19 protein-coding genes are annotated in these 23,515 nt (G+C 64.9%); 10 read left to right on the top strand and 9 right to left on the bottom strand.

The window, feature by feature from the left end; translation table 11 throughout:
- The first annotated feature begins 720 nt into the window (after positions 1-720).
- Genes ABQZ00_RS02060 through ABQZ00_RS02070 form a run of 3 tightly spaced genes read left to right on the top strand, consistent with a single transcriptional unit; the run spans position 721 to position 3,356 of the window.
- A complete protein-coding gene (locus ABQZ00_RS02060; protein WP_055848389.1) occupies positions 721-918 on the top strand; it encodes a zinc-finger domain-containing protein in 198 nt (65 codons plus the stop codon).
- A 10-nt stretch (positions 919-928) separates the two neighbouring features.
- Entirely contained in the window at positions 929-2,041 is a 1,113-nt protein-coding gene (locus tag ABQZ00_RS02065; RefSeq protein ID WP_323537721.1) for a glycosyltransferase, read from the top strand.
- Entirely contained in the window at positions 2,022-3,356 is a 1,335-nt protein-coding gene (locus ABQZ00_RS02070; protein WP_323537720.1) for an O-antigen ligase family protein, read from the top strand. The genes ABQZ00_RS02065 and ABQZ00_RS02070 overlap by 20 nt, the downstream gene beginning before the upstream one ends.
- 85 nt (positions 3,357-3,441) lie before the next feature.
- Here ABQZ00_RS02070 and ABQZ00_RS02075 read toward each other — a convergent pair whose 3' ends face one another.
- On the bottom strand, positions 3,442-4,362 hold the full coding sequence (locus ABQZ00_RS02075; RefSeq protein ID WP_115554552.1) for an LpxL/LpxP family Kdo(2)-lipid IV(A) lauroyl/palmitoleoyl acyltransferase: 921 nt from the start codon (positions 4,360-4,362) through the stop codon (positions 3,442-3,444).
- Positions 4,363-4,438: 76 nt separating this feature from the next.
- Here ABQZ00_RS02075 and waaA point away from each other — a divergent pair, with 76 nt between their 5' ends.
- Positions 4,439-5,755: a lipid IV(A) 3-deoxy-D-manno-octulosonic acid transferase gene (waaA, locus tag ABQZ00_RS02080; protein ID WP_323537719.1), complete on the top strand. Its 1,317-nt coding sequence runs from the start codon at positions 4,439-4,441 to the stop codon at positions 5,753-5,755.
- Between the two features lie 561 nt (positions 5,756-6,316).
- On the opposite strand, the gene ABQZ00_RS02085 is transcribed toward waaA, so the two are convergent.
- The 3 genes from ABQZ00_RS02085 to ABQZ00_RS02095 all read right to left on the bottom strand — a co-directional run bounded on the left by ABQZ00_RS02085 (position 6,317) and on the right by ABQZ00_RS02095 (position 9,158).
- The gene (locus tag ABQZ00_RS02085; RefSeq protein WP_055848408.1) at positions 6,317-7,699 is read right to left on the bottom strand and encodes a TolC family outer membrane protein; all 1,383 of its coding nucleotides are present in this window, start codon (positions 7,697-7,699) and stop codon (positions 6,317-6,319) included.
- Positions 7,700-7,719: 20 nt separating this feature from the next.
- A complete protein-coding gene (locus tag ABQZ00_RS02090) occupies positions 7,720-8,376 on the bottom strand; it encodes a protein-L-isoaspartate O-methyltransferase family protein (protein ID WP_323537718.1) in 657 nt (218 codons plus the stop codon).
- A gap of 128 nt (positions 8,377-8,504) precedes the next feature.
- Positions 8,505-9,158, bottom strand: coding sequence for a TetR/AcrR family transcriptional regulator (locus ABQZ00_RS02095; RefSeq protein ID WP_055848412.1), 654 nt, complete (start codon positions 9,156-9,158; stop codon positions 8,505-8,507).
- 332 nt (positions 9,159-9,490) lie between these two features.
- On the opposite strand from ABQZ00_RS02095, the gene ABQZ00_RS02100 reads away from it, so the two are divergent.
- Positions 9,491-12,493 (top strand): two-component regulator propeller domain-containing protein, encoded by a 3,003-nt coding sequence (locus ABQZ00_RS02100; protein WP_323537717.1) that lies wholly within the window; start codon positions 9,491-9,493, stop codon positions 12,491-12,493.
- Positions 12,494-12,591: 98 nt separating this feature from the next.
- A complete protein-coding gene (locus tag ABQZ00_RS02105) occupies positions 12,592-12,870 on the top strand; it encodes a hypothetical protein (RefSeq protein ID WP_153066887.1) in 279 nt (92 codons plus the stop codon).
- A 36-nt stretch (positions 12,871-12,906) separates the two neighbouring features.
- Here ABQZ00_RS02105 and ABQZ00_RS02110 read toward each other — a convergent pair whose 3' ends face one another.
- A complete protein-coding gene (locus ABQZ00_RS02110; protein WP_115562830.1) occupies positions 12,907-13,785 on the bottom strand; it encodes a LysR family transcriptional regulator in 879 nt (292 codons plus the stop codon).
- 122 nt (positions 13,786-13,907) lie between these two features.
- On the opposite strand from ABQZ00_RS02110, the gene leuC reads away from it, so the two are divergent.
- From leuC to leuB, 4 genes are all read left to right on the top strand, one after another.
- Positions 13,908-15,347, top strand: a complete 1,440-nt coding sequence (gene leuC, locus ABQZ00_RS02115) for a 3-isopropylmalate dehydratase large subunit (RefSeq protein ID WP_055848422.1) — start codon at positions 13,908-13,910, stop codon at positions 15,345-15,347.
- A gap of 66 nt (positions 15,348-15,413) precedes the next feature.
- Positions 15,414-16,061, top strand: coding sequence for a 3-isopropylmalate dehydratase small subunit (leuD, locus tag ABQZ00_RS02120; protein WP_115513830.1), 648 nt, complete (start codon positions 15,414-15,416; stop codon positions 16,059-16,061).
- Positions 16,058-16,843, top strand: a complete 786-nt coding sequence (locus ABQZ00_RS02125) for a class I SAM-dependent methyltransferase (protein WP_161961685.1) — start codon at positions 16,058-16,060, stop codon at positions 16,841-16,843. The genes leuD and ABQZ00_RS02125 overlap by 4 nt, the downstream gene beginning before the upstream one ends.
- A 37-nt stretch (positions 16,844-16,880) precedes the next feature.
- Entirely contained in the window at positions 16,881-17,954 is a 1,074-nt protein-coding gene (gene leuB, locus ABQZ00_RS02130; RefSeq protein ID WP_115528856.1) for a 3-isopropylmalate dehydrogenase, read from the top strand.
- 814 nt (positions 17,955-18,768) lie between these two features.
- On the opposite strand, the gene ABQZ00_RS02135 is transcribed toward leuB, so the two are convergent.
- From ABQZ00_RS02135 to ilvG, 4 genes are all read right to left on the bottom strand, one after another.
- Complete coding sequence (locus tag ABQZ00_RS02135; RefSeq protein WP_055848434.1) at positions 18,769-20,331, bottom strand: 2-isopropylmalate synthase; 1,563 nt, start codon at positions 20,329-20,331, stop codon at positions 18,769-18,771.
- Entirely contained in the window at positions 20,328-21,398 is a 1,071-nt protein-coding gene (locus ABQZ00_RS02140) for a threonine dehydratase (protein WP_236699254.1), read from the bottom strand. Before ABQZ00_RS02140 ends, ABQZ00_RS02135 begins: the two co-directional genes overlap by 4 nt.
- Before the next feature lie 138 nt (positions 21,399-21,536).
- The gene (locus tag ABQZ00_RS02145; RefSeq protein ID WP_055848439.1) at positions 21,537-21,794 is read right to left on the bottom strand and encodes an ACT domain-containing protein; all 258 of its coding nucleotides are present in this window, start codon (positions 21,792-21,794) and stop codon (positions 21,537-21,539) included.
- A complete protein-coding gene (ilvG, locus tag ABQZ00_RS02150; RefSeq protein ID WP_055848442.1) occupies positions 21,778-23,499 on the bottom strand; it encodes an acetolactate synthase 2 catalytic subunit in 1,722 nt (573 codons plus the stop codon). The genes ABQZ00_RS02145 and ilvG overlap by 17 nt, the downstream gene beginning before the upstream one ends.
- Between the last annotated feature and the right edge of the window lie 16 nt (positions 23,500-23,515).

Consider the following 23,515-nt stretch of genomic DNA (forward strand, 5'->3'; position numbering starts at 1 on the left):
GTGGTGTCTCCTTGATGGCGGACCAGCAGCGCGTTCATCGCCGCCCAGGTTGCGTCCCAAGGACGCTGCGCTGCAATGCCGGCAGCGGCCGAGAGGGATGCGTGCTGTTCGATCCGCACAGATTCGGGTGCCGGCCGATCGTGGACAAAACACCGAGCGCACGCAAGCGAGCTGTGCGCTGGATGCTGCGCCGCTGGGCGTGCGGGAGGTGAGAGAGTCATCCAAATGCCGCTCTTCCATATCGACGTTTGCGCAGTCACCTCGATGAGCGCTCACTGATGACCGTTCACCGATGGCCGTTCACCATGCAAAGCACCGCACATCTCGACCGCTCCGGTTGCTACCGACAACGGCGAGACCTGCGTAACGACTCTGTGGTGGGCAAGCAGTTCTGCCTTGCATCAACGCGAGCGACCATCAATCGCGCTGCGCGTCCGGCAACAAGGTGCTTGGTATGCGGCACCGGCCAGCGCCCTTTGGGCAGCACGATTCGGTCATCCGTTCCCTGGCGGCGCCCTCCGGTGCGCTTTGTTAGCGCTCCCAACCCCACGATCCCGATGCCCCCCTGGCTCGGCAACTCACGCTCATTCATGTGGGCCACGCCCGTCTTCCCGGCTGCCAATCGCGTGCGCAAGCAAAACGCCCGCAACTGCGCGGCCCTGCGCATGCAGGCAGGCTGCTAGAATCCGCGCTCTGTCTTCGTTTACCGATCGCACCGCCATGAGCCAGACCGCCACCGCGCCCGCCAATGCCGAAAAGCGTTACACCGTGCAGCGGGCAGACCTGCCGCTGAGCTGCCCGACGCCGCAGATGGCGCTGTGGAACTCGCATCCGCGCGTGTATCTGCCGATCGAAGACGAACCCAACGGCGAAGCCAAGTGCCCGTATTGCGGCTCGCTGTTCGTACTCGCCGACTGATCCTGGCTGCATGCACCGCCTGACCGTGGTGCAATTGCTGCCGGCGCTGCAGTCCGGCGGCGTGGAACGCTCCACCCTGGAAATCACTGCCGCGCTGGTGCGCGCCGGCCATCGCGCCGTGGTCGTATCGGCTGGCGGGCGCCTGGTCCCGCAGTTGCTGGAAGCCGGCGGTGAGCACCTCACCCTGGATATCGGCCGCAAGTCGCTGCTGACTCTGCGCCACGTGGTCAGCCTGCGTCGTCTGTTTGCCGAACTCGGTGCCGACATCGTGCACGCGCGTTCGCGGCTGCCGGCCTGGTTGGGCTGGTACGCGCTGCGCGGGATGCCCGCAGCCACGCGCCCGCGCTTCGTCACCACCGTGCACGGGCTCAATTCGCCCAGCCGCTACAGTGCGGTCATGACCTATGGCGAACGCGTCATCTGCGTCTCGCAAACCGTGCGCGACTATGTCTGCACGCACTATCCGCAGACCGATCCGACGCATCTGCGCACGATTCCGCGTGGCGTCGACATCGCCCAGTTTCCGCGCCGCTTGCGACCGGATCGGCGCGCACGCAGCTGGGCGCAGACCCTATTGCCTGGGCTGCCGTCCGACGCACCGCTGCTGCTGCTGCCGGGGCGCGGCACGCGCTTGAAGGGCCATGCCGATGGTCTGCAGCTGCTGGCCGATGTGCGCGCTACCGGCGTGCCGGCCTGGCTGTGGCTGCCGGGTGCGCGCGAACCCGGGCGCGAGGCGTATGTGCGCGAGCTGGAAGCCGAAGCAGCGCGGTTGGGGGTGGCCGAAGCGGTCGCCTTCACCGAGCCCACCACGCGCATTGCCGATGCCTATGCCGCCAGCGATCTGGTGCTGCAGCTGTCGCGCAAGCCCGAAGCCTTCGGCCGTACCGTGGTCGAGGCTTTGTCGGTGGGCCGGCCGGTCCTGGGCTGGCAGCATGGCGGCGTTGGCGAATTGCTTGCCGAGCTGCAGCCCGGCGGCGCGGTGCCGGCCTTCGATGCCGATGCGCTGCGCGCTCAGGCACTGCAGCTTCTGCAGCACCCGCCCACACCGCCGGCGGTCCTCCCCTATACGTTGCAGGCCATGCAATCGGCCACCTTGAAGGTCTATGACGAACTCCGCCGCTGACGCTCCAATAAGCGCGCCCGCATTGACGCCCGATGCCGGGCGCTGGGCGCCGCTATGGGTGCTCCTGTTTGTCGCGCTGTGGCCCACGCCCGGCTTGGCCGAAACCGTGCTGTCGCTGGGCGCGTTGTTCGCGGCGTACCGTTTGCTGCACGCACGTTTTCGCGGTGGCACACGCCTGCTCAGCGGTGCGGCCTGGGCACTGACCAGTGTGTTGTTCTTTGCGTACTGGCTGCCGCAGATGCTGTCCGCGTTCGATGCGATGGATGTCGGTCGCGCGCTGCGTAAATCGGCCACCGATCTGCGCTATCTGCCTTTCATGTGGCTGTGCGCGATTGCGGTGGCCAATGCGCAGCGGCGACGCCGCACGTTTATCGGCCTGGCGGTGATCGGCGGGGTGTGGACGCTGGACGCGCTGTTGCAGGCTGCCATCGGCAGCAGCCCCTTGTTCTTCGCGCTGGATCAAGTCAAGCAGCTGATCAGCGGCCACGGGCTGTGTACGCCGCAGGAGCTGGCGCTGGCCGACCGCCTCAGCGGCGTGCTGGGGCCGTGCAATCTCAAGTTCGGGCAGACCCTGGCCAGCTTGTCGCCATTCCTGCTGCTGGCGCTGGGGCGGCGCAATGTCTGGGCCTGGGCGGGCGCGGCGGCCGCGGTCGGCGTGGTGCTTGTGTTGGCGGGGTCGCGCGCCTCGTGGATCACCTACGGCGTGATCGTGCTGCTGTCCGGCTGGCAACTGCTGGGTGGCCGGCGCCTGCTGGCAGTTGCGGTGGCCGGCGTGCTGCTGGCCGGTGGCGTGGTGGCGGTGGCACCACAGGCACGCGAGCGCATCCAGCGCACCACTCTGGCATTTGGCAATGGCGAGCAAGGCGTGGATCAGGCCTTGTCCGGGCGCGGCCAGATCTGGGGCGCAGCGCTGTGCATGATCCGCGCGCATCCGCTCAATGGTGTAGGCGCGCGCGGGTTTCGACAGGCATATCCAGCCTGCAATCCGGCCCCTGCACAGGCGCCGGCCTGGGGCGATGGCCCGGCTTTCCACGCGCATCAGATCGTGTTGGAAATCCTGGCCGAAACCGGTGTGATCGGCTTGCTGCTATGGCTGGCCGGTGCGGCGCAGGCGTGGCGTGCGTGGCGCTATTCCAGCGTGGCTGCGCGCGAGCAGGCGCGGCCGGCGATGATCGCGTTGGTGGCCACCGTCTTCCCGCTCAATACCCATCTGGCGTTCTATTCCAGCTTCTGGGGCGGCTTGAGTCTGATGTTGGCCGGGTTGTATGCCGGCGCGTTGCTCAACGACGACGCGGATCAGCCGCCGCTGGGCTGAGCCGCTGGCATCGTGATCGCGGGTGTCGGGCAGGGGAGACCTGCGTGCCACGCGCCATCATCGGCGCGCCACCTGCGGCGACAGCTCACTGATAGAACGCGCTGCGCCCACCCGGCTGACGCTTGAAGCGGCGGTGGATCCACAGGTATTGATCCGGCGCTTCGCGCACCATGTCCTCGATCGCCGCATTGACCTGCGTGGTATCGGCGATCACATCCTCCGACGGAATGCCTGCCAGCGGCGGCGCAATCTTGAGGATGTAGCGGCCGCCTTCGCGGCGATGGAAATACGGCACCACCGCGCAACCGGTCAGCCGTGCCAGCTGATGGGTGGCCGTGATGGTCGAGGCCGGGTGCCCGAAAAACGGCACGAACACGGTGTCCTTGCCGCGCATGTCCTGGTCCGGCGCGTACCACAGAAAGCCGCCGCGCTTGAGGTGCTTGATGGTGGCGCGCAGATCCTCGTTGGCGAACATGTGCGTGGCATAGCGCAAGCGGCCGCGCTTGACCGCCCATTCGAACACGGGGTTTCGGTGCTTGCGGTACATGCCGGCCAGCGGTATGTGGTCGCACAGTAGCCGCCCGCACATTTCCAGCGTCATGAAGTGGCCGGACACCAACAACACGCCGCGCTTTTGTTCCTGCAGCTGCTGCAGATGCTCCAGTCCTTCGATCTGCACGCCTGGGCGAATGGCGTCGATGCTGCCCCACCACGCACGCGCAAATTCGAACAGGCCCACGCCCAGCGCATCGAAACTATCCCGCAGCAGTCGCGCTCGCCATGCATCGTCCTGCTCGGGAAAGCACAGTTTGAGGTTGACCTCGGCAGCGCGCCGACGCGTGCCCGCCACGCGCATCGCGATCCAGCCCACGCCACGGCCCACCGCGCGTTGCAGCGTCCAGGGCAGGCGCCCGGCCAGCACCATCACCGCAAGGCCCAGGTACATGGGCCAGTGCTTGGGGTTGCGCAGGGAGGGGCGGACGGCGACGTTGGCGGACTCGGACATGGTGCGATTCTAAGGGATCGGGCGCATCGGGCAGCGTGCACATGCGCACGTGCAGGCGCTCCCGTATCCTGCACACATGCGGAAAGACCCGATCGAATGGCTGTTGCGCGGGCTGTACTCGGCGCTGCTCTACCTGTTGTTGCCGGTCACGGTGTATCACCTGGTGTGGCGCGGTTTCCGCGTGCGCGAATACTTCAACCGCTGGAACGAGCGCTATGCGTCGTACACGCATGCCTGCGGCCGCCCGCGGGTGTGGGTGCATGCGGTGTCGGTGGGCGAGGTCAATGCGGCCGCGCCGCTGGTCAACGCCTTGCGCGCGCAACGCCCGGATATCCGCTGGGTCATCACCACCATCACGCCCACCGGTTCCGAGCGCGTGCGCGCGGTGTGGGGCGATGCGGTCGACCATGTGTATCTGCCGTACGACGTGCCCGGCAGCGTGGGGCGGTTTCTGGAACATTTTCGCCCGCGGCTGGCGTTGATTCTGGAAACCGAGCTATGGCCGAACATGTTGTTCGGTTGCCGCGACCGCCAGATTCCGCTGTACATCCTCAACGCACGCTTGTCGGCGCGCTCGTTGCGCGGCTACCGCGTGCTGGCGCCCTTGATCAGCCGCGCGTTGCGCACGGTGACCTGCGTGGCGGCGCAGTCGCAGGACGATGCGGAGCGCTTCATCACCCTTGGCGCGCGTCCGGACCAAGTGGTGGCGCTGGGCAATCTCAAATTCGATATCGCTGCCCCCGAACAATTACAGGCCCTGGTCGCGCAGTTCCGTACCCATGTGCCGGCAACGCGGCCGGTGTGGATTGCCGCCAGCACGCACGAGGGCGAAGAGGCAGCGGTGGCCGATATCCATGCGCAGTTGCTGGTGCAGTTTCCGGACCTGCTGCTGCTGTGGGCGCCACGCCATCCCGAGCGGTTTCCAAAGGTCGAGGCGTTGGCGCGCGAGCGCGGCTGGCGCGTGGCGACACGCAAAGCGCAGCAGTGGCCACAAGCGCACGATACGGTCTTCGTCATCGATACCTTGGGCGAGCTGATGAGTTTTTATGCATGCGCGCAGGTCGCTTTCGTCGGTGGCAGCCTGCAGCCGATCGGCGGCCACAACCTGCTCGAACCGGCAGCGGTTGGCACGCCGGCAGTGACCGGCCCGCATCTGCATAATTTCTCGGAAATTTCGCGGCGCATGCGCGAGGCCGATGCGGTCGCGATCTGCGAGGACGCCGACTGCGTCTATCGCGATCTTGCGCGTCTGCTCGGCGACCCGGCCCAGCGTGAGGCGATGGCTGCCGCAGGGTTGGCACTGGTCGCCAATGGCAAGGGCGCAGTGGCACGCACGCTGGTGCAGATCGCGCCTGATTTGCCGCCGGTGGTTGGTGATGGTGTGGAGTCTTGAAAGATCTAACTGCGTGCGTGCTGCATCGTTGCAGAGAACCTGTTGCAGTCATGCCAAGTCACATCATCAAGCGGTATTGGCGCGACCAATCAAACGTGGCGATCGCGCGGTCGTTTCGTTAGCCACTTTTTGGCGTCATCTGGAGAGTCTCAAGCCGCATTGGTCGAGGGCGCGGTGCCCTCACCGCTCGCGGGACACGCCGTGCATCCGTCCGTGGGGGACCGTGTGGCGACATCCATGTCGCCACACGGTCCCGCAAGCGGCGAGGACACCGCACCAGACAAGGTGTGGGTTGCTTTGAGAAGAGCTACGCACACCGACTATCTTGATTGGTCCTTGCCCGCCCACCGTCGCGGGTTCTTACGCGGCATGGATGCCGCTACAAGGACCTACTTGCGGCGTGTCCCGCGATGGCGGGCGGCAAGGGCCCTCCAGCCAAGCGGCAAATCACCCGCTGATGCGGCAGTCATCGCAGGTATCGCACGCAGCCAGGTACGCGCTTGCATCGGACATAAAAAAGGCGGGCCTTCGCCCGCCTTTTTAGTGACCTATCCGCTCGCTTTACTGCAGCGAGCCGCTGCCCTGCAGCCTGGCTTCGGCATCCTGCGACAGCAGGCGATTCACATCCTGCAGGTCGGTGATGTCGAGCTTGCCGATGGCCTGGCCGAGCAGCAGGCGATTCTGCAGGAAGGTGTAGCGCGACTGCGCGTAGTTCAGCTGCGCCTGGAACAGGGTGCGCTGGTTCTGCACCACGTCCAGCACGGTCCGTGTGCCGACTTCCAGGCCGACCTGCGAGGCATCGTAGGCGGCTTGCGCGGAGACCACTGCCAAACGGCGCGCTTCCACTTCGCTGATACCGGCGACCACGGTCTGATAGGCATTGCGCGTATTGCGGTCCAACGCGCGCTTCTGCTGCTCGTAGGTGTCTTGTTGGATATCGCGACGCGACAGCGCCTGACGCACGGCCGACTGCGTTGCGCCGCCGGCGAAGATCGGGATCGACAGCGTGATGCCGACCGAATCGGTATCGATATCGCGGCCCGCGGTGGTGAAGTTACCTGCGGCCTGATCGACCGTGCCCTGGCCGCCCCAACTATTGCTGCGACCGATATTGGCGCCCAGGCTCAAGGTGGGGTAATGGCCGGCACGCGCCGCATTGACCTGCGCCTCGGCTGCACTGACCTGCAGCTGCTGCGCCTTCAGCGCTGGATTGTCGGCGATGGCGGCGGATACCAGCTGATCGACGTTGCTGTAAGCAGCCGGCACTTCCGGGCGGAAGTCTTCCGGCAGCGCACGCAGGCCGACTACCGGTTGGCCGGTCAGTTCGGTCAACGCCTGGTAGTAATCCTTCAGCGTATTGCGTGCGTTGATGCTGTCCGCACGCGCCTGGTCGTACTGCGCGCGCGCTTCGTGCACGTCGGTGATCGGCGCCAGGCCTACTTCCAGGCGCTTGTCGGCGTAGTCGAACTGCTTCTTGGCCGCCGCTTCGTTGGTTTCTGCCGCCGCCAGCGACTCGATACCGACCAGCACCTGAAAATACGCCGCCGAGGTGCGGGTGATCAGGTCGTTGTTGGCCGATGCCAACGTGAAGTCTGCGGCCTTGGCCACTTCGCGCTGCGCACGCAGGTTGGCGAACTGCGCCCAGTTGAAGATGGTCTGGCTGCCCTGAACCGTGTACTGCCGCTGCTTGGTGGTGGAGCGACCATCCACGCCTTCCAGCTCGCGATGTGCCTGGGTATAGCCGGCGCTACCGTCCAGCTGCGGCAACAGCGCCGCACGCGCCTGCACCTGCCCCTCCCGATTCACCAGCCGCGTGGACTCGGCCACGGCTAGCTGCGGGTCGCCGTTGCGGGCCATTTCATAGACCTGCAGCAGATCGGTGGCATGCGCTGCCATCGGTGACAGGGCGGCGGCCAGGGCCAGGGCGAGGGATCGGCGGATCATCGGGGAAGCTTCCTTGGGAATCAGAATTGGAATCGGGGCGTCGGTGTGGCGCCCTGGAGATAAGCGAGATCGGTTTCGAATAACGATTCGATGCGCGGGGCGTTGACGTCGCCACGCACCAGGACCGCTTCCATGACCGGTGCGTGACCGCGCACCACAAACAACCGGCCGTTCGGGCGCAACCACTGCAGCCACTGCGTCGGCAGCGTATCGACCGCGCCGGTCACGCAGATGGCATCGAAACGACGCTCGCTCTGCCAGCCGAACACGTCGGCGGTTTCGATGCGCACATTGCTGCCCACACCGGTGCTGTCCAGATTGGCGCGTGCTGCCGCTGCCAGTGCCGGATCGATCTCCAGGCTGACCACTTCGCGCGCGAGTGCGGCCAGGCAGGCGGTGGAAAACCCGCTGCCGGTGCCGATTTCCAGCACGTCTTCGCCCGGCTGCAGATCCAGCGCTTGCAACATGCGGCCTTCGACTACCGGCTTCATCATCTTGTGACCGGCCGACAGCGGAATTTCCACGTCGACATAGGCCAGGGTCTTGTAGGCCTCCGGCACGAAGGCTTCGCGCGGCAGGCGCGCCAGCACGTCGAGCACGCGCAGGTCCAGCACGTCCCACGGCCGGATCTGCTGTTCGACCATCTTTTCGCGGGCCTGGGTGAAATCGATCGTCATGGTGCGGTTATCCAACGCGGTGGGGCGAACATTTTACCGGTGCACGGGGCAACTGGCGCATCTAGCATCGCTGCGCGCCGGCCGCTGGCGCAGTGCCGGAAGTCATCGCCACCAAAGGCCTGAGGCGATCAACGGGGCGCATACGCCCTCAAAAAGAAGTCCACGCTGGACTGAATGTGCTCATCCACCTGCGCGCGGGTGGGCTGGCCGTGCAGGCCGCACATCATCAAGGCATACAGCTCGCCCTTGAGCAGGCAGAAGAATTGCGAGGCCGCGCGCGCCAGATCGGCGATGTCGAGCTGGCCGTCGGCCACACGCGCCGACAGGAAATCCGCCAATGCCTGTTGGGTTCGCTTGGGGCCGGCTTCCCAGAACATTTCGCGCACATGCACATCGCCGGTGCCGGGCGCCATCATCATGCGGTGGGTGGAAATGGCCGACTCGGTGCTGACCATGGCAAAGAACGCATGCGCGATTTCGACCAACTGGTCGCGCAGCGCACCCTCGGGCGCGTGGTCGAACAGGTCGTCCGGCATCATCTGCTGGCATTGCGCACGGATCGCCTCGGAAAACAGGCTCTCTTTGTCGCCAAAGTGGCTATAGACGGTGAGCTTGGAGACGCCGGCCTGGGCAGCGATGCCATCCATGCTGACCCCGGCATAGCCTAGCTCCATGAACAGGGCGCGGGCAGCACCCAGGATGGCGGCACGTTTCCCAAGATCCTTGGGACGCCCAGGGCCGTTGCTCTTGGCCTTGGACTTGAGGGGGGGCGAGCTGGACATACGGTCAATACTAGACCATCGGGTTCTATATTTATACTCGACGGCCTGAATGCATCAGCGCGCGGGTGCTTCAACTGGTCGAGCCTGGGAGCGACCGAGGCAACGGACTAGCCGCGGCGAAGCGACGACACTGTGGGCGCAATGCCCAACCACCATGCCGATGATGATGGGCATTCATTGTTTCAGTTGAATGCTCCCGGTGTCATGGTTGGCCCGGCAGCTGTGGGGAATCCACCTAGGGCGGCCCGAAAACCCCGGTGATAGATTGCCTCAGGCCTGTCGGTACATACCGGCACGCATGGTCAACGGCACGGACGAGGGGACGGGGGAGCGTGGACAGGGTCGGGGCGCAGACGCATGCAAGCTGCGTTCGCAGCACACGCGTGCTGCGGGCGGCCCTTGTGTGGCTGTGGTTTGGGCTGTGTTGCGGGGTTCTGGGACTGTCCCAGGCTGGCGCACAGGCGCTCGATCACACCGCCTATCACACCGTCACGCGCTGGAACATGGACGACGGCCTGCCGCACAACTTGGTGCACGCCGTGGCCCAGGGCGAAGACGGGCTGATCTGGGTGGGCACCTGGGAAGGCGTGGCGCGCTTCAACGGCCGCGACTTCACCGTCTACGACCGCCAGAACACGCCCGGCGCCGAATTGGGCGGCGTGTTCGTGGTGGTGCGCGACAGCACCGGCGGCATGTTGTTCGGGACCGCGTTCGACGGGGTCTATCACTATCAGGACGGCCACTGGCAGCAGCTGGGGGACGCTACGGCGCGCCATCTGGCGGTCAGCGCGCTATTGCGTCGTGCCGACGGCGCCCTGTGGGTGGGCACGCCGCAGACGCTGTATCGGCTCGAAGCGAATGGGCGCCTGGTCGACGTGGGGCGTCAGACCGGCCTGCCACGTGCACGCATCACCGCGTTGTCGGCCGACGACACTGGCGATCTGTGGGTGGGCACGGAGGTCGGGTTGTACCGTCTGCCGCGCAATGGCGGCGCCGCCGAGGCCTGGGGAACAATGCATGGCATGCAGGCGGTGCCGGTGCGCCGGCTTGCCAGCGATCGCCAGGGCGGATTGCTGGTCGCCGGCGATGACGGGGTGTGGTGGTGGAGTCGCGGCGGCGGGCTGCAGCGGTTTCGCCAGGGGCAGCGGGTCGATGCGCTGCTACTGGATCGGCGCGGGCATCTGTGGATGAGCATGCCCACCGGTACGTTGGTGGTGCACAGCGGGGTAGCTGTGCCGGACGAGCAGATTTCGATCACCGGCGTCGCCAGCCCGGCATTGCTGGAAGATGCCGAAGGCCTGATCTGGGTCGGCAGCACGCATGGCCTGTTCCGGATTGCCGAAGGCGCCGCGCACGGTGTGACCCATGAGGACGGCCTTGCCTCCGATTACGTGCGCACCGTGTTGCAGACCAGCAACGGCACGGTGTGGGTGGGCAGCGCGGTGGGTCTGGACCGTTGGCGCGACGATCAGATCAGCCGCATATCGCTGTCGCCGGCCGAAGGCGGCCGTGTGCTGGAGCAGTCGGTGTTGTCGCTGGCCGATGCCGGCGACGGCGGGGTCTGGGCCGGTACCTACAGTCAGGGCGTGCTGCGGCTGGATGCGCAAGGAAAGGTGCTGGTGCGCATCGGCGCGGGCGATGGCCTGCCGTCGTTGTCGGTACGCGCGGTGTTGCCCGATGGCGACGATCTGTGGATCGGCACCACCGGCGGGTTGGTGCGCTGGCGGCATGGCAAGGCGCGCCGCTACACCGCCGCCGATGGCGTGCCCGACGGCTCGGTGCAGGCGCTGTATCGCGACACGCAGGGCATCATCTGGATCGGCACCGATCGCGGTATGACCGGGCTGTCGCCGGGCGGCAGCACGCGAGCGTGGCTGGGCGAACAGGATTTCCCCGGGCAGAACGCCTTCGACTTTTTGCGCGATGCCGGTGGCGATCTCTGGATCGCCAGCGATCGCGGCTTGCTGCGCCTGCAGGGCGACCACTTTCGCGTCTACGACCATCGCGTCGGATTGCCGCGCGACAAGGTGTTCCGCTTGATCGACGACGGCCACGGCTATCTGTGGTTATCCAGCAACCACGGCGTCTTCCGCATCGCGCGCAACGACTTCGACCAGATCGATGCCGGTACCCGCGAACAATTGAGTGTGGAGGTGGTGGACCGCAGCGATGGCATGCCCAGTAACCAGGGCAACGGCAGCAGCGCCCCCGCTGGCTGGCTGACACAGGCCGGGCAGTTGTTGTTTCCCACCTCGGCCGGGCTGGGCGTGATCGATCCGGCGCGTGTCGGCACCTTGCAAGGCCATCGCGTGCCGATCGTATTCGAGCGCTTGCTGGTCGACGGCATGGTGCAACCGTTGAGCGGCCCGCACCAGCTCGGCGCAGAGACCCGCCGCATTGCAATCACCTATGCCGGCCTGAATTTCCGTGGCCCGGACAAGGTGCGTTACCGCTATCGCCTGGACGGCTTCGACCCGGACTGGGTGGATGCCGACAACGCGACCGAGGCGGTGTACACCAACCTGCCGCCGGGCCGTTTTCGCTTCCGCGTGCAGGCGATGTCGCTACCGGTGGATTGGCGTCAGACCGCGCTGCTGGGGGAATCCAGTCTGGTCATCGCGTTGGCGCCGCCCTGGTGGCGCCGTGGCGAAGTGATCGCATTGGGCATCTTTGCGCTGGCGAGCCTGATCTACGGATTTTATCTGTGGCGCACGGCCAGCTATCGGCGCAGCCAGCGCCAACTCAATACCGTGATCGATAAGCGCACCCGCGAACTGAGCGACAAGAATCTCGCGCTGCAACAGGCCAGCCAGGAGCGCGAAGCCTTGATGCGCCAGCTGGAATACCGCGCCAGCCACGATGTGCTGACCGCATTGCCCAACCGGCGCGAAGCCGAGCGCGTGCTGCAGCAATGGTTCGACGATGCGCGTAGCGGTGGTGCCGCGCTGGCGCTGGCCTTGATGGATATCGACCACTTCAAGCACATCAACGACGAGTACGGCCATGACGTCGGCGATGCGGTATTGAGCGCGCTGGGCGAGGCATTGAGCGACCAGGATCAGGCGCAGTGCTTCGCTGCGCGCCATGGCGGCGAAGAATTTCTGCTGGCGGCCACCGGGCTGGATGCCGCGCAGGCACGCGCGCTGTTCGAACGCATGCGGCAACGTCTTGCGGCAATCGACGTCGATGCGCAAGGCATCACGGTGCGGTGCACCGCCAGCATGGGTATGGCGATGAGCGATGAAGCGCCGACCCGACGCGAACTGCTCGCGTTGGCAGACCGCCGGCTGTATCAGGCCAAGCGGCAGGGGCGCGATCGATTGGTCGATCGGTAGTGCGATGGCACGGTGGTGCGTTGAAGACCACGCTGTGACCCCGGTGCGTAAGTCTCAGGCGCGTGGTGGTGTATCGAACCGTGAAGGCTGGATAACTTATGTTGCTGCTATGGATGGTGCTTACTTATTTCGCAATCTTGGGTCTGAACGCTGTGCTCAACAACACGGATTTTCGCCGGAGTCCGCAAAAGGGTGAGCGTTACAAAGTGTTGCCACTGCCTGACAAGTGGTGTTGCTGGTTCGGTGTGATTCCGCTCTGCGTCGGCACGATTTTTTGGCATGGCGCACTGTTTCTTCCTGGCTTGATTGTCGGAGCTGTGGAGGGTGCTTGCATTCGTTGGTACCAAAAGGCCGGGCTATTGCCGCGCAATGATTGAGCGTTCGACAACGCATTCGAGGTTGTCTCGGGCGCCCTAAGGCCGCTCCGCCTGCGCCTGCAACAACGCAACAAACGCCTGTGCCGCCCGCGACAAGGTGCGTCCGCCATGCGTGACGCATCCTAGTTCGCGCGACAGCGCCACATCGGCCAGCGGTAGCGCCACGATCTGGTGATCGATCATGCGTTCGGGCAGGACGCTCCACGCCAGCCCCACCGAGACCAGCATCTTGATCGTCTCCAGATAGTTGGTGGTCATACGCAGGTGCGGCACCAGGCCGCGCTCGGCAAACAGGCCGGCGACGATGCGATGGGTAAACGTGCCGGGGTCGGGTAGCACCGCCGGATGCGCCACCACATCGTCCAGCGTCACCTTGCGCAATGCGGCCAACGGGTGGTCGGGCGCCACCACGCATTGCAGGCGGTCGTGCCAGATCGCTTGCGCACGCAGCGGTGCACGCGTGTCCGGCGCCAACGTGGTCACCGCCAGTTCCACCTCCCCGCGCAGCACCGCCGCATAGGCCAGTTCAGAATCCAGAAACTGGATGTCCAGTGCGGCCTGCGGGTGTTGCGCGGCGAAGTTGCGTAGCAATGCAGGAAGCCGATGCAGGCCGACGTGGTGGCTGGTGGCTAGACTCAAGCGCCCGCCAACCGACGCGCCCAGGTGCTCCAGCACACGGCGCGTGTCTTCCAGTTCGGCAAGGATGCGTTGGGCGCGCGGCAACAAGGCTTGGCCGGCCTCGGTCAGCACCACCTGGCGGCCCAGGCGGTCGAACAGCCGTGCCGACAATTGCCCCTCCAGCAAAGCGATGCGTTTGCTCACCGCAGGCTGGGTGAGATGCAGCGCTTCACCGGCCGCCGAAAAGCTGCCGCTGTCAGCAATTGCGACGAAAGCGCTGAGACTCGCCAGATCCATGCCATTCCTGAATTTCATTTGTTGAATAAACAATATGAATTTGCGTTATCGAAGGCAAGCTCCTAGCATCGAATGCAGCCAAATGGTGCACCCACCAACCGCCACTTCACCGGATCGCCGCGATGACTGCCAAGACCCTGTACGACAAATTGTGGGACCTGCATGAGGTCACGCGCCGCGACGACGGTTCGTCGCTGATCTATATCGACCGCCACATCCTGCATGAAGTGACCTCGCCGCAGGCCTTCGAAGGACTGCGGCTGGCCGGCCGCAAGCCGTGGCGCATCGACGCCAACATCGCCACACCCGACCACAACGTGCCGACCACGCGCGCCGAGCGGCAGGGCGGCCTGGAGTCGATCAGCGATGAAGTCTCGCGCCTGCAGGTACAGACCCTGGACGAGAACTGCGACGACTTCGGCATCCTCGAGTTCAAGATGAACGACGCGCGTCAGGGCATCGTGCATGTGGTCGGCCCAGAGCAGGGCGCCACCTTGCCGGGCATGACCGTGGTCTGCGGCGATTCGCACACCTCCACGCATGGCGCGTTCGGCGCGCTGGCGCACGGCATCGGTACCTCCGAGGTCGAGCACGTGCTCGCCACGCAGTGCCTGATCGCCCAGAAGATGAAGAACATGCAGGTGCGTGTCGACGGCACGCTACCGTTCGGCGTGACTGCCAAAGACATTGTGCTGGCGGTGATCGGCAAGATCGGCACAGCCGGTGGCAACGGGCACGCCCTGGAATTTGCCGGGAGCGCCATTGAAGCGCTGTCGATGGAAGGGCGCATGACCATCTGCAACATGTCCATCGAAGCCGGTGCGCGCGTGGGCATGGTGGCGGTGGACGACAAGACGATCTCCTACGTCAAAGGCCGCCCGTTCGCGCCCAAGGATGCGAACTGGGATGCCGCCGTTGCACTGTGGAAGACGCTGGTTTCCGACCCGGGGGCGCACTTCGACACCGTGGTGGAGATGCGTGCCGAAGACATCAAGCCGCAGGTGAGCTGGGGCACCTCGCCGGAAATGGTGCTGGCGGTGGATCAGCAGATACCTGACCCGGCAGCCGAACAAGACCCGACCAAGCGCGACTCGATCGAGCGCGCGCTCAAATACATGGGCCTGAAGGCCAATCAGTCGATCACCGACATCCGCCTGGACCGAGTGTTCATTGGCTCGTGCACCAACTCGCGCATCGAAGACCTGCGCGCCGCCGCCGCAGTGGCCAAGGGCCGCAAGGTGGCGTCCACGATCAAGCAGGCACTGGTAGTGCCGGGTTCGGGTCTGGTCAAGGCGCAGGCAGAGTCCGAAGGCCTGGACAAGATCTTTCTGGAGGCCGGTTTCGAATGGCGCGAGCCGGGTTGCTCGATGTGTCTGGCGATGAACCCGGACAAGCTCGGCAGCGGCGAGCATTGCGCCTCCACCTCCAATCGCAATTTCGAAGGCCGCCAGGGCGCCGGCGGACGCACCCACCTGGTCAGCCCGGCAATGGCTGCAGCGGCGGCGGTGAGCGGCCACTTTGTCGATGTGCGTGAGCTGCAGGGAATCGAGAATCGGGAATAGGGAATCGCCACGCCCCGTTTCGCTCTGCCTATTCCCTATTTCCCACTCCCAATTTCCGGCCTTTCTATGACTCCTTTTACCCAACACACCGGACTGGTGGCGCCGCTGGATCGCGCCAATGTCGATACCGACCAGATCATTCCCAAGCAATTCCTCAAGTCGATCAAGCGCACCGGCTTCGGTCCGAACCTGTTCGACGAATGGCGCTATCTGGATATTGGCGAGCCTGGGCGCGATAACAGCCAGCGGCCGATCAACCCGGAGTTCGTGCTCAATTTCCCGCGCTATCAAGGCGCCAGCGTGTTGCTGACACGCAAGAATTTCGGCTGCGGTTCCTCGCGTGAACATGCGCCCTGGGCGTTGGACGAATACGGGTTTCGTGCGGTGATTGCCCCGAGCTTTGCCGACATCTTCTTCAACAACAGTTTCAAGAACGGCCTGCTGCCGATCGTGCTGACCGAAGCAGAAGTCGACGCCTTGTTCGAGCAATGCTTTTCCACCGAGGGCTATCAACTCACCGTGGATCTGGCCGCGCAACGCGTGCGCCGCCCCGACGGCGTGGAGTACAGCTTCGAGGTCGATGCCTTCCGCAAACACTGCCTGCTCAACGGGCTGGACGACATCGGCCTGACATTGCAGGACGCCGATGCAATCGGCCGCTTCGAACAAGGCCATCGCGCGCGCCAACCGTGGTTGTTCGGCGCACTGCAGTGAACGCGATTGCCAACACCGCCGATACGGGGGCGCTGGGCGAACATGTCGCTGCGCAGTTCGGGCCGCAGGCGCACGCGTATCTGCAGAGCGACGTGCATGCGCAAGGCGCCGAGTTCGCCGAGCTCCGCGCTGGCCTGGCGGGTCATCGCAACGGGCGGTTGCTCGACCTTGGCTGCGGTGCCGGGCATGTGAGTTTCCAGTTGGCGCCGCTGATGGCCGAGGTAGTGGCCTACGATTTGTCTGCCGATATGCTCACCGTCGTGGCGGCTACAGCTGCCGAGCGTGGGCTGACGCAAGTCCGCACTGTGCAAGGTGTTGCCGAGCGCTTGCCGTTCGAGACCGGTAGCCTGGATGCAGTGGTCAGCCGCTACTCGGCGCATCACTGGAGCGACGTGGGACAGGCACTGCGCGAAGTGCGGCGCGTGTTGCGTCCCGGCGGCGTTGCCGCCTTTATCGATGTGGTCGCGCCGGGGTTGCCATTGCTGGACACGCACCTGCAGGCGATCGAGGTGTTGCGCGATACCAGTCATGTGCGCGACTACAGTGTTGCGCAGTGGTTGCAGATGCTGGGCGATGCCGGCTTGCAGGTGCAGCGTCATCATTGCCAACGGCTACAGCTGGACTATCTGAGCTGGGTCGACCGCATGCGCACGCCAGAGGTGTTGCGCGCAGCCATTCGCGGGTTGCAGGACGCGGCGGTAGACGAGGTACGCGATTACTTTCAGATTGCAGCCGATGGCTCCTTCAGCAGTGACGTGCTGGTGGTATGGGCAGCACGTTGATTTTCAGGTTGCTACGGCACCAACTCACGAGGATTGCATGAGCAAGCAGATTTTGATTCTTCCTGGCGACGGCATCGGCCCGGAGATCATGGCCGAAGCGGTCAAGGTGTTGACGCGGATCGACGCACAACATGGCCTGGGTTTCAGCCTGGTGTATGACGAACTGGGTGGCGCGGCCTACGACAAGTACGGCAGCCCGCTCGCTGACGAAACGCTGGAGCGCGCGCGCGCTGCCGACGCGGTGCTGCTGGGCGCCGTGGGTGGGCCGCAATGGGACAGCATCGATCCATCGCTGCGCCCGGAGCGTGGTTTGCTCAAGATCCGTTCGCAGCTGGGTTTGTTCGCCAACCTGCGTCCGGCGCTGTTGTATCCGCAGTTGGCCGATGCCTCCACGCTCAAGCCGGAAGTTGTTGCGGGACTGGATCTGCTGATCCTGCGCGAGCTCACCGGCGGCATCTACTTTGGCCAGCCGCGCGGCAATCGCACGCTGGACAATGGCGAGCGTCAGGCCTACGACACCTTGCCCTACAGCGAAAGCGAGATTCGTCGCATCGCCAAGGCCGGTTTCGAGATGGCGCGTTTGCGCGGCAAGAAACTGTGCTCGGTCGACAAGGCCAACGTGTTGGCCTCCAGCCAGTTGTGGCGCGCGGTGGTGGAAGAAGTTGCCAAAGACTATCCGGATATCGCGCTATCGCATATGTACGTGGACAACGCGGCCATGCAATTGGTGCGCGCGCCCAAGCAGTTCGATGTGATCGTGACCGACAACATGTTCGGCGACATTCTGTCCGACCAGGCGTCGATGCTCACCGGCTCGATCGGCATGCTGCCTTCGGCCTCCCTGGATGCCAACAGCAAAGGCATGTACGAGCCGTGTCACGGCTCGGCGCCGGATATCGCAGGGCAGGGCATCGCCAATCCGCTCGCGACCATCCTGTCGGTGGCAATGATGCTGCGCTACACCTTCGCGCAGGCTGCCGCCGCAGATGCGATCGAGAAGGCCGTCGGCAAGGTGCTCGACCAGGGCCTGCGCACCGCCGACATCTGGTCAGAAGGCACCACCAAGGTTGGCACGGTCGCGATGGGTGATGCGGTGGTTGCTGCGCTGTAAGGCGTTGGTTGGATGTATCGTTTTGTTGAACGTATTGGCGGTCATCGTCCTGTTTGGGCGATGGCCGCTTTCGTTTTTGCGGGGTCCATCGGTGCGTGGCGCTGCATCCGGTGTCGGGACACGCCGTGAATCCCTCCGTGGAGGCTCAGTGGCGGCATCCATGCCGCCACATGGTCCCGACCCCGGAGACGACACCGCGCTATGAATTTCATTGCTGTGTATCGAAAAGCAACAGAATCTGCCGCGTTGGCTAACGCCGTCATTGAACGCAATACTTCCGTATGCGGCATGGATGCCGCATAAGCGCTACATGGACGTATTTGCGGCGTGTCCCACGGCGGTGCGCGTGCAAGCGCCCCTCAGTAAATCTTTGCTTCCGCCCAGAATTGACAGACTTCGTGTGTCGATATGCCGGTGGCGCGGTGCCGTCTCCGGTGCCGGGACACGCCGTGAATCCGTCCGTGGAGACTCAGTGGCGGCATCCATGCCGCCACTTGGTCCCGACCCCGGAGACGACACCGCGCTTTCGATTTCATTGCTGCGGATCGAAGAGCAAAAACACCTTGCATGTCGGTGCCAGCACAAAATTGAACAGCCACGCATCAAGCTTTAACAGCCAGCGGGGGCAAGGCCGGAGACGAATACATAGACCAAACACCAAAACCCAAACACCAAACACCAAAACCCAAAACCCAAAACCCAAAACCCAAAACCCAAAACCCAAAACCCAAAACCCAAAACCCAAAACCCAAAACGGCCAGCAGATCGCTCCGCTGGCCGTCAGGTCTTTTGCAAACTGTCAGTCGGTGCGGTGTTATGCCACCGCAGCCGTCTTGCCAGCAACCACGCCGCGCTCGCGTTGGCGCAGCAGTCGGTTGGCTACATCCAGCCATGCCAGCGCGCTGGCCTCGATGATGTCCTTGCTGGTGCCGGTGCCTTCGTACTCCACACCATCGTGGCGCACGCTCAGACTAGCTTCGCCGCGTGCATCCGCGCCGATGCCCACGCTGTGCACCTGGTAGCTGTCCAGCTCCAGCTTCACGCCGGTGGCCGACGCCAATGCACCGAACAAGGCATCAACCGGGCCATTGCCCTGCGCGGTCTCCGCCACCCGATTGCCATCCGGGTCGGACAGTTCGACCAACGCGTTCGCGCGGCTGCCGACGTCGCTGATGGTCATCGAAGCCAGACGGTAGCCTTCCTGCACGGTGGCGTCTTGCATCAATGCCTGCAGATCAGCATCGGTGACCACGCGCTGCTTCTCGCACAGGGCCTTGAATTGTTCGAAGACCAGCTTGACCTCTTCCTCTTCCAGCAGATACCCCAGCGCACGCAGGCGCTGCTCGACCGCTGCGCGGCCGCTGTGGCGGCCCAGCACCATCTGCGATGATTCCCAGCCCACATCTTCCGGGCGCATGATTTCGTAGGTGCCGCGGTGACGCAGCATGCCGTGCTGGTGGATACCCGATTCATGTGCAAAGGCGTTGCCGCCGACCACGGCCTTGTTGCGCTGCACCGGCATGCCAACCAGGCGCTGCAATAACTGCGAGGTCGACACGATGCGCGGAGTGTTGATCGCCGAATCGATGTTGTAGAACGCACCACGCACCTTCAGCGCCATGGTGATTTCTTCCAGCGCACAGTTGCCGGCGCGCTCGCCGATGCCGTTGACGGTGCACTCCACCTGACGCGCGCCGCCTTCGATGGCCGCCAGCGAATTGGCAACCGCCAGACCCAGATCGTTGTGGCAGTGCGCGCTGAAGATCACCTTGTCGGCACCTTCCACGCTGGCGATCAGCCGCGCGAACATGCCGCGGATTTCTTCCGGCGTGGTAAAGCCCACCGTGTCGGGCAAGTTGATCGTGGTGGCCCCGGCCGCAATCGCCACACGGGTGACTTCGGCCAGGAAATCTTCTTCTGTACGGGTGGCGTCTTCGGCAGAAAACTCCACGTCATCGATATAGCCGCGCGCCAGCGTCACGTGCTTGTGCACCGACTCCAGCACCTGCTCGCGGCTCATGCGCAGCTTGTGCTCGCGGTGCAGCGGGCTGGTGGACAGGAACACATGCAGGCGCGGGTTGGCTGCAGCTTCCAGCGCCTTTGCCGAGGTTTCGATATCGGCCTGCAGGCAGCGCGACAACACCGCCAGGGTGGGGCGGCGCAGCTCGCGGCCGATCATCGCGATAGCTTCGCGGTCGGAGTGCGAGCTGGCCGGGAACCCGGTTTCGATGATGTCCACGCCGAGTTCGTCCAGCGCGCGCGCCATGACCAGCTTTTGCTGGGGCGTCATGCTGCAGCCGGGGGATTGCTCGCCGTCGCGCAGGGTGGTGTCGAAAATTCGGATACGCGGGGTCTGGTTGGATACGGTCGTGTTCACCAGGAAGACTCCTCTACGGCGATGGCGGTGACAGGCGTTGAAGCGACTGCGGATGGGCGGGAAAGAGCGGGTGTTTGGGGTGGAGGCTTGACGCTGCGTTCGTTGCGAAGTCGCTCGGTATTGCGACGCCGCGGTTTGCGTGGCGGACGCGGCCGCACCTCGGACAAGAGTGCGGCCAAAACGGTTGCGTCGATATTACCGCCAGAGACCACCGCACATTTGCGTTTGCCTGCAACACGGCGACCGGCGGCCAATGCCAGGGCGCCAGCGCCCTCGGCGATGACGTGTTCTTCCAGTGCCAGACGCACCAAGGTTTCGCGGAGTTCGGCTTCACGCACGATCACTACATCGTCGAGCAGGCTCGCGCACAGGCGGCGAGTCAGGAAGCCGGGAATCTTGACCTTGACGCCGTCGGCCAGCGTGGCGACGGGGGTGATTTCACGGAAGTCGCCGCGCACCGCACGCGCCATCGAATCGACGCCCTCGACCTGCGCTCCGACAATGCGCACGCCTTGCGACTTCAACGCCAGCGCCACGCCGGAGGCCAGGCCGCCGCCACCGATCGGCACGATCACCACATCCGGTGCGTGGGCGGCCAGTTCGATGCCGACCGTGCCTTGCCCGGCAATCACGTCCGGGTCGTCGAAGGCCGACAGGAAGCGATAGCCGTTCTGGTCGGCCAGCTCTCGCGCAAACGCAAACGCTTCGTCATAGCTGTTGCCGTGTTGCCGCACGGTGGCGCCCCAGTGCGCGACGCCGGCGATCTTGGTCTGCGGCGCGCCATATGGCATCACCGTGATGGCCTGTACGCCGAGCCGATACGCCGACCACGCCACACCTTGCGCATGGTTGCCGGCCGAGGCGCAGATCACCGGGCGCTCGTCGCCGCGTTCCAGCCCCGCCAGCAGTGCGTTCAGTGCGCCGCGCACCTTGTAGGAGCCGGTGCGCTGCAGGTTTTCCAGCTTCAGCCACACGCCGAAACGCTCGGCGTAGTGCAGTGGCGTCGGCGACAAATATTTGCGCAGACGTGCCTGTGCGGCCAGCACGTCGGCCACGCTGACGGCCACGTCGCTTACGTCTGGTTCCTGCGAAGAGGAGCGGCCGGAATCAGGCATTGCGGCACGCGCGCGGCCGATCCGGAAGAAGACACCTCCGGATCTCAGTTTGATGGTCGCGCGAAGTCTGCATGCCCGAGGTCTGGGTGGTCATGCGGCCGCCTCGACCGTTTCCAGCGCCGTGATCACCACCGACTCGCAGTCGTAGACCTTTTCCAGCTGCAGGCGCAGTGTTTCCGGCGGCCGGCTGCTGTCCACGTCCAGCTGCAAATGCCAGCGCCCGGCATCGTCGGGCGCGGCGGCGCCCTGGATGGCGCACGGGCGAAACCCGCGGCGCTCGGTCATGCCGATCACGCGCACCAATGCGCCTTCGGCCGGCTTCAGCACCAGGTCAAGCCGGTAACGCATGTGTCGTCTCCTTGACCGCGTGTGCGGGATTGCTGTCCAGCATGGTGCTGTTGGCGTTATTGGGCGGCACCAGCGGCCACACGTTGGCGCGTGCGTCGATGGCCACATGCAGCAGGCCGGGGCCCGGCTGCGCCAGCAACTCAGCCAGCGCTGCATCGACATCGCCGCGCGCGATGATGCGCTTGGCCGGAATACCGAACACTTGCGCCAGCGCGGCGAAATCCGGGTTGTCGGACAGATCGATCTCGCTGTAGCGCTCGGCGAAGAACAATTCCTGCCACTGCCGCACCATGCCCAGCGAGCTGTTATCGAGCAGCACGATCTTCACTGGCAGCTTGCAGCGCGCAATGGTCACCAGCTCCTGCACGTTCATCATGAAACTGCCGTCGCCGGACACCAGCACCACGGTGCGATCGGGGCAGGCGAACTGCGCGCCCATCGCCGCTGGCAGGCCGAAGCCCATGGTGCCGAGCGCGCCGCTGGTGAGGTGATTACGCGGATCGTTGAAGCGGCAATGCTGGGCCACCCACATCTGATGCTGCCCCACATCGCAGGCGATGATGGTGTCGGGCGGGGCCACTTCGCTCAGGCGCTTCAGCAGCGCCGGCGCATAGATATCGGTACCGGGCGCGTCGTAACGCGCACCGAATTTTTCGCGATTGGCAAAGCAGCGCGTCCGCCATGCCTGGCAGTTGCCGCGTGCTGCACTCAACGCCTTGAGACTGGTTGCCACATCGCCAGGTACGGCGATATCGGCAGTGCGCAGCTTGGAAATTTCATACGCATCGGCATCCAGATGGATGACGCGTGCGAACGGTGCAAATTCACTCAACTTGCCAGTGGCACGGTCGTCGAAACGGGCACCGACCACCACCAACAGATCGCATTCCTGGATCGCCATATTGGCGGCCCGCGTGCCGTGCATGCCCAGCATCCCCAGGTAATCCGGATGCGCGTGCGGCAACGCACCCAGCCCGCGCAAGGTCAGCGCGGTCGGGATGCCGGTGGCTTCGACAAAGCGCCGGAATGCTTCCACCGCATCGGCCAGTGCTATCCCGCCACCGCCGTACACCACCGGGCGCTCGGCGCTGGCGATGGCTGCCAGTGCGTCGGCCAGTTTCGCGTCCGACGGTGCCGGTGGCGGCAGCACTGCGGCCGGCACATGCTCGGGCAGATGCGAGGCATCGGCGATCTGCACGTCCTTCGGCAGGTCGATCAACACCGGGCCCGGGCGACCTTCGCGCGCGATGCGAAACGCATCGCGCACGATCTCCGGCAACTGGTCCACGCTGCGCGCCAGAAAACTGTGCTTGACGATCGGCATGGTCATGCCGAACACGTCCAGTTCCTGGAACGCATCGGTGCCCAGCAAGGGCGTCGCAACCTGGCCGGTCAGGCACACCATCGGCACCGAATCGAGCATCGCGTCTGCGATGCCGGTGACCAGATTGGATGCGCCCGGGCCGGAGGTCGCCACGCACACGCCCACCTTGCCGCTGGCACGGGCGTAGCCGTTGGCGGCGAGGGCGGCGCCCTGTTCGTGACGGACCAGGATGTGCTTGAGCCTGGAATCCACCAGGGCGTCGTAGAACGGCATGATGGTGCCGCCCGGATAACCGAACAGCGTTTCCACGCCCTCGGCTTCCAGGGCCTGCGTCAGCCAGCGCGCGCCATTGCGGGGCGTGCTGTGTGCGGAGGTATTCATGCGTTGCGAACCTTCG

It is taken from the genome of Xanthomonas sp. WHRI 10204, from assembly GCF_040202875.1.
Taxonomy (GTDB): domain Bacteria; phylum Pseudomonadota; class Gammaproteobacteria; order Xanthomonadales; family Xanthomonadaceae; genus Xanthomonas.